The 7,069-nt window shown below is 28.2% G+C and carries 7 protein-coding genes; all 7 read right to left on the bottom strand.

Features of this window, described 5'->3' with window-relative positions; genetic code table 11:
- Window positions 1-156: 156 nt before the first annotated feature.
- Entirely contained in the window at window positions 157-2,307 is a 2,151-nt protein-coding gene (locus ACEXNK_RS17405) for a chemotaxis protein CheW (RefSeq protein ID WP_373601454.1), read from the bottom strand.
- Window positions 2,308-2,446: 139 nt separating this feature from the next.
- Window positions 2,447-4,183, bottom strand: a complete 1,737-nt coding sequence (locus tag ACEXNK_RS17400; RefSeq protein ID WP_373601453.1) for a HAMP domain-containing methyl-accepting chemotaxis protein — start codon at window positions 4,181-4,183, stop codon at window positions 2,447-2,449.
- A gap of 423 nt (window positions 4,184-4,606) precedes the next feature.
- Window positions 4,607-4,960, bottom strand: coding sequence for a response regulator (locus ACEXNK_RS17395; RefSeq protein WP_373601191.1), 354 nt, complete (start codon window positions 4,958-4,960; stop codon window positions 4,607-4,609).
- A 19-nt stretch (window positions 4,961-4,979) separates the two neighbouring features.
- A complete protein-coding gene (locus ACEXNK_RS17390; RefSeq protein WP_373601452.1) occupies window positions 4,980-5,792 on the bottom strand; it encodes a CheR family methyltransferase in 813 nt (270 codons plus the stop codon).
- The gene (locus tag ACEXNK_RS17385) at window positions 5,776-6,273 is read right to left on the bottom strand and encodes a chemotaxis protein CheW (RefSeq protein WP_373601451.1); all 498 of its coding nucleotides are present in this window, start codon (window positions 6,271-6,273) and stop codon (window positions 5,776-5,778) included. The genes ACEXNK_RS17390 and ACEXNK_RS17385 overlap by 17 nt, the downstream gene beginning before the upstream one ends.
- An 18-nt stretch (window positions 6,274-6,291) precedes the next feature.
- Complete coding sequence (locus ACEXNK_RS17380) at window positions 6,292-6,777, bottom strand: chemotaxis protein CheD (protein WP_373601450.1); 486 nt, start codon at window positions 6,775-6,777, stop codon at window positions 6,292-6,294.
- 10 nt (window positions 6,778-6,787) lie between these two features.
- Window positions 6,788-7,069, bottom strand: a 282-nt coding sequence (locus ACEXNK_RS17375) for a chemotaxis protein CheC (protein ID WP_373601449.1), incomplete at its 5' end; no start/stop codon positions are given.

The raw sequence follows: 7,069 nt of genomic DNA, 5'->3' as shown, positions 1-7,069 counted from the left end.
TGATGCATTTCCTGATCCTATATTGCTAATTTCTCTAAATACATTTAATTTATCACATTCAAATTTCATATGTACCTACTTTCTATCTATTATTTAGATTTTACTGTTAATTGTCTTTATGTTAACTAATTCTTTCTTATAAGCATTTAAACTATATTAAACAGATACAATTTGATTACTTATAATTGTATTTACATCTAATATTAAGCTTATTGATCCATCTTCTAAAATTGAACATCCTGATATATAAGAATGAACTTTATTAAATTGTGTTAATAATGGAGGTACAGGTTTAATTACTACTTGTTGTTGTCCTATAATACTATCTACAATAATGCATACATTACCCATCTCAGATTCAACTAAGATCATAACTCCTTCATCTGAATTTGTATTGTTCATTTCAAGCATATTTGACAATCTACGAATTTTATAACAATTTCCTCTTATTATGCTATGTTCTTCTCCATTTGGATTTTTAACTATTTCATAAGACCCTTGTCTAAATACTTCTTTTATATTTAACGAAGGTATTATGTATATTTCATTTCCAATTTTAACTTTCATTCCATCTACTATAGCTAGTGTTAGTGGTATTCTAAGTATAAACATTGTTCCTTTTCCTAACTCACTATCTATAGTTATAGATCCTCTTAATTTTCGGATATTTGTATAAACAACATCCATACCAACTCCTCTTCCAGAGTATTCACTTACAGCCTCTTTAGTTGAGAACCCTGGAGCTAGTATGAAGTTATATGCTTCTTTGTCACTTATCTCATCTATACTTTTGTTAGTTATTCCTTTTTCTATTGCCTTTTTTATGATAGCTTCTTTATTTAATCCTCTACCATCGTCTTTTATTACTATTACTACATCTCCACCAGTATTCTTTGCTTCTAGTGTAACTGTTGCTTTTTCTGGTTTTGTAGTTTGTTTACGCTCCTCTGGAGTTTCTATTCCATGGTCCATACTGTTTCTTATCATATGCATAAGTGGATCTGAAATATTTTCTAAAATATTTTTGTCTACTTCAGTTTGCTCACCTATTAATTTTAAGTCTACTGATTTACCAGTTTTTCTACTCATATCTCTTACAACTCTTTGCATCTTTGTAAAAGTTGATGAAATAGGTACCATACGAATAGACATTACTACGTCTTGTAATTCATTAGTTAATTGATGTAATCTTCTTGCTTGTTTTTCAAAATTATCACTATCAAAATTTTCTAATTGAGACTGTTTTTCTACCATAGATTCAGTAGTTACAATTTCTCCAACTAAATTCATTAATGTATCTATTTTACTTATATTTACAGTTAAGTAACTATTTTTGTTATGATTATGTGATTGGCTTTGTTCTTCATTTTGTTTTTTAACTTTTACATTATTATTTATATCTTTTTTTATTTCTTCTACAGGTACTTCTTTTTCCTCAGCTTTTTGTTCAGCTACTATTTCTTGTTTTACTTCATCTTTTATTTCTTCTTTAGTAACTACTATTTCTTCTTTAACTTCTTCAGTAGCATTCTCTTCTTTTACTATTCCAAACATGCTTTCTAATTCATTTTCATCTGTTACTTCTGTTACTTCAAAATCTTTTAAAAACATTGTTTCACAAATGCATTGCTTTATAGAATCTGAATCTTCTTTTGTTTTTATATATAAAGTAAATCCATCTTTAGCTATAACATCATCACAATCTGATTCTAAATCTTCTGGTATGGTTTTTATAAACGAACATATACTGTCTATCATCGTCGCTACACCTAGTGATCTAATACCTTCCATTCCGCATCCAGTTTCAAAGAATATCTTTACGCAAAAACAGTTGTCTCCATCTTCCTTTGTGATAACTTCACTTTTACATTCTTCATGTACTTCTGTATTTAATTCATTATTACTATTTTCATTTTCAATATCATCTTCAACTAGTAGTTTTGAAACTCTTTCATGTAATTCATCTATACTAGCATCAGGAAACAATCCATCTTGTACCTTTAATATTTCTTCTTTTAAAAAGTCAATACTAGCTAGTACAACATCAATAAGTTCTTCCCACTTATTGCTCGATAACTCACGTCCATTACGAATTTCATCAAATACATCTTCTATACTATGTGTAAGCTTAGTTAAACTGTCATATCCCATCATAGCTGAAGACCCTTTAATTGTATGCATTGCTCTGAAAATCTCTTCAATTTCAGGCTGTCCTAATTGTCCTACAAGTAGAATTTCTTCTAGTTGTTCTAGTAGCTGCATATTTTCTTGTACGTAAAATTCATTTAAAGAATCCATTCCGCTCATAATTTTTCTCCTTTATTAAAAAATATAATAGATTTATACATCCTTTATATTTATCTGTTATTTATATTTAACTTTCAAAAATGGAAGCATAGAAGCTTCCATTTTTTACTCATAAATTACAAAATACTTATATGTACTATTAAAATTCATTCATACTAAAATAGTTTGCTTCATCACTATTGAAATTTATATTTCTATCTAATTCATTTATATCTTTTAGTCTAAAGTTCTCTATAAGTGATTTTAGCATTTGTGCTTGTCCACTTAGTTCTTCACTTGCGGCCGCACTTTCTTCTGATGTTGCTGAGTTTGTTTGTACTACATTTGATATTTGTTCCACACCTAATGTAACTTGTGATATTGCATCCGCTTCCTCTTCAGATGCTTTAGCTATTGCATCTACTAATGTAGTAGTCTGATTAGTTGTATCTATAATTTTTTGAAGCGATTCAGCTGTATTATCTACAATTTCTGTTCCTTTATTAACTGCTTCTATTGAATTTTCAATTAATGTAGCAGTATTTTTTGCAGCTTCTGCCGACTTTGCAGCTAGATTTCTTACTTCATCTGCTACAACAGCAAACCCTTTACCAGCTTCTCCTGCTCTAGCAGCTTCTACCGCTGCATTTAATGCTAATATATTTGTTTGGAAAGCTATATCATCTATTGTTTTTATAATTCTACCTATCTCATTAGATGTAAATGAAATTTCTTCCATAGCTTTTATCATTTGTTTCATTTGCTCATTACCTTCTTTAACTTGAGAAGCTGAGTTTAATGTTAAGTCATTAGCATTTTTAGAATTTTCTGCAGTATCTTTAATCTTATCTGATATTTCCATAATAGTAGCTGATAATTCTTGTATTGAACTAGCTTGTTCAGTTGCTCCTTGTGCCAACATTTGAGAACCACTTGATACTTGTTCTGATGCTGCTCCAACTTCATCTGAAGCTATACTAATTTGTGACATTGTTTCACTTAAATCATAAGTTATTTTATTTACTGATTCTTCTATATTTTTAAACACGCCTATATATTCAGCTTGAGTTTGTACATCAAAGTTTCCAGCTGCAATTTCTCCTAATACTCTAACAGTATCATTTATAATTTCTTTAATATTGCTGCTCATTTGAAGCATACTGTTTGATAGAAGTCCTAATTCATCTTTTGATTCATATTCAATTTCTATATCAAAATCTCCATCAGCCATTTTATTTGCTGCTTCCTCTATTTCTTCAATAGGTTGTTTTAAACGCTTTGTTATATATATACATATAGCTATACCCACTATTATAGTAATTGTGCTAATTACTATAGCAATAGTAGTTGCTTGTGTAGATGTTTTTTTCACTTGATTATGGAAGTCAATTCCACTAGCTTCTGCCTCTTCATTCAGGGCTAATGAAGTTTCAACACATTTGTTGTATACACCCCAATATGGAGTATCTTTCGCTGTTATTTCTATTGCTTTATTGTAATCTCCTTGAAGCATAGCAGCTTGAACTTTTTCAAACTCTTTTTTAAAATTATCTATTGCATCTTCTAACTCTTTAATTTGTTGATTATCTTCACCTAAAGATTTATAAAGTCCATCAATATTTTTATCAATACTATCAAAATCACTTAAAACTATATTTCCATAGTGTTGAGGTTGATGTTCAAGAATTGCATTTCCCATATTTCTTCCTATAGAAACTAAGTCCCTTCTAATTTTCATAGTTTGATTTGTTGACTGATAAGGACCTTCAAATAATTGCGTACTTAATGTTTCAGCCTTTCTTAATTTAGATATTGTATAAAAACTAGTACATGCTGTTATTAACAGCAAAATCCCAAAAGCTACAGTAAGCTTTCTCCCAATTTTCAAATTTTTCATATAAATTCCTCCCCAAATTATTTATTATAGTTTTTATTTACTTACATAATTAATACAATTTCAACTTTTCCCCTTAATTTATTGATTTATGTTTTTATCTAAACTCATATTGATTAGATAAATCTTAATTAGTAATTTAATTTCTAAATTTTTATTCCATATATTTTAAGTTTAATTAAGTATACAATTAACAACATTGATTAGTATTTAACTATTGTTTATGTTTACTTTTAAATTCTTATCAATTTAAATATCTTTCTAGTTTTTTATACGGATAAATATATAGATACTTTAGATTTTATATTTTATTTAATTATAAATTTAATTTAATTTTTAAAATTAATAAAGCCATAAAAGAAACGCTTAACTTCATTTCTTTTATGGCTTTATTATTTTATATGAAAAATATTTAATTTAGTTATTTTATAATTTAGCTAAAGCAGATACTATTATTTCTTCTTTAAATGGCTTTACTATAAACCCTTTTGCTCCATATATAATTGCTTCTTTCATTCTTGCTTCTTGGCCTAATGCTGATACCATAACTACTGATGCTGCTGGATCTATCTTCTTTATTTCTCTTAAAGCCTCTAGTCCATCCATTTCTGGCATAGTTATATCCATTGTTACAACTTCTGGTTGTAATTCTTTATACTTTTCTATTGCCATTACTCCATTTTCTGCTTCTCCTACTATTTCAAATCCATTGCTCTCAAGCATATTACGTATAGACATACGCATAAATGCTGCATCATCAACTATTAATACTCTTTTCATACTATTTCCTCCATTTTGTTTACTTCATTTTCTTTCTATACACTGATGGTTTAACACGTTCAAATTCTGTATCTAAATTTGATAAATTTTCAGACATACCTATTATCAAATATCCTCCTGGTTTAAGAGAATCATACAATCTTTTACACAGCTTTTGTTTTGTAGGGTTATCAAAATAAATCATAACATTCCTACAAAATATAACATCATGATAATTTTTATTCCATCCTATTGTATCATTTAAATTAAAATATTTAAACTCAACTAACCTTTTTATTTCATCTTTAATCGCATAGTCTCTATTATTTATTTGTTGAAAATAATTTTTAACCCATACTTGCGGAAGTTTAGATATCTTACTTTCTGAATAAACTCCTGCTTTAGCTTGTTTTAATACATTATTTGAAATATCTGATGCTGTTATAGATGTCTTTAACCTTGGATATTTTCCTAAGACTGATTGCACTAACATAGCTATACAATATGGTTCTTCTCCTGTAGATGAAGCCGCACACCAAATTTTAAGCCCTCCTACTGTTGGCTTTTTTAGGTTTGGTATTAAAACTTCATTTTTTAAAAATTCATAGTGCTGTTCTTCTCTCATAAAATATGTAAAGTTAGTTGTTAGCTTTTCCACTAATATTGCTGCTTGTTCTCCTGTTTTATCACACATTAAGTTATCTATATAACTTTTAAAATCTGAAAAACCAAATCTTTTTATCATTAATACTAGTCGTGTTTCTATCAGTGTTTTTTTCTTTTCAAGATTTATTCCATAATTATTATACATAAAATTCTTTAATCGTACAAAATCTTTATTCGTTAATTCCATTTTTTCTGTCCTCAACAATCTCTAATAATGAATCACAGTCTAAAATCATTTGAACATCATTATTTATTTCACTAACACCTTTTATAAAGTTCGAAACTCCATTACATTTACTAGAATCCATCTTCATACACTTATCTGGAGCGATATTCATAACTTCATTTACTGCATCAACTATTAATCCTATTTTGTTTTCATTATTTTCAATAATAATTATACATGTTCTTTCATTGTACTCTATAGGTTCCATATCAAATCTCATTCTAGCATCCATAATTGGAATAATTGTACTTCTTAAGTTTATTATTCCATTCATATACTTAGGCAAGAACGGAACCTTAGTTATAGGTAACATTTCAATAATTTCAATTATATATTTTGATGATAGTGCATACTTTCTATCATTTATTACAAATACCATATATAAATCATCTATTTTATTTTCTATTGTGTCTTCATTTTTGTTCTCTATTATTGCACTCACAAACAATACACCATCCTCTTAAATAAGTTTTTCGCCTTTCCCAACACTTTTTATACGAAGTTTATTTGTAAGCGTATCAAAAGTAATAGTTCTACCACAAGTTCCTAATACATCTTCAGAAACGATAGGAACCCTTAACTTAGCTAATGTTTCTTTACAAACTTTAACATTTTTTTGCCCAATAGTGAATATACTATTATCACTATTTTTAAAACTAAACATGTGGGCTCCTCCTGCTAACTTAGCTTTTATATACATGGGATTTGCTCCTGCTTTTTTCATTTCTTCATATAATAAATTGATTCCTGTATCTGCGTATTTAGCCTTGTTCAATAAGGTTTTGTCACACTTTGAATCAGATAACAAAACATGAACTAACCCTGCAATTTTCTTACTTTCGTCATACAATACTATTCCACAACACGATCCTAATCCTATTGTTGTTATTTTATCTGGTGCTTTTACAATATTAAATTCTGCTATACCCACTGTTATATTCTTCATATATGTACTCCTAGTCAACAAGTCCTAATGATGCTAGTAGCTTTTTACACGATTCTACTTTTGGTATAAAATAGTATTTTCCTTCTACTTCTTTATCTAATGTAAAGAAATCAGTTTCTATGCATAAAATAGAATCTGAAACTTCTCCATATAATGAAGCTGGTAAATTCATTATTGCCATAACCATATCTACACTAAAATATGGTATCGATGGTGTTATACTTAAACTTGTCATATCAGATATTGCTGTTAAGTATGTTCCACAAAGTATGTTACATATTTCTCCTATTGA

This window comes from Paraclostridium bifermentans (assembly GCF_964259345.1).
In the GTDB taxonomy this organism is placed as follows: domain Bacteria; phylum Bacillota; class Clostridia; order Peptostreptococcales; family Peptostreptococcaceae; genus Paraclostridium; species Paraclostridium bifermentans_B.
The sequence above is the reverse complement of the archived record's forward strand: the minus strand, read 5'-3'. Positions and strand labels throughout refer to the sequence as shown.

What these genes read in the sequence shown, in the direction of transcription:
- ACEXNK_RS17380 (WP_373601450.1), bottom strand. Translation starts at nt 6,777, where the DNA reads ATGAAGAATATAACAGTGGGTATAGCAGAATTTAATATTGTAAAAGCA.
- ACEXNK_RS17400 (WP_373601453.1), bottom strand. Translation starts at nt 4,183, where the DNA reads ATGAAAAATTTGAAAATTGGGAGAAAGCTTACTGTAGCTTTTGGGATT.
- ACEXNK_RS17395 (WP_373601191.1), bottom strand. Translation starts at nt 4,960, where the DNA reads ATGAAAAGAGTATTAATAGTTGATGATGCAGCATTTATGCGTATGTCT.
- ACEXNK_RS17390 (WP_373601452.1), bottom strand. Translation starts at nt 5,792, where the DNA reads ATGGAATTAACGAATAAAGATTTTGTACGATTAAAGAATTTTATGTAT.
- ACEXNK_RS17405 (WP_373601454.1), bottom strand. Translation starts at nt 2,307, where the DNA reads ATGAGCGGAATGGATTCTTTAAATGAATTTTACGTACAAGAAAATATG.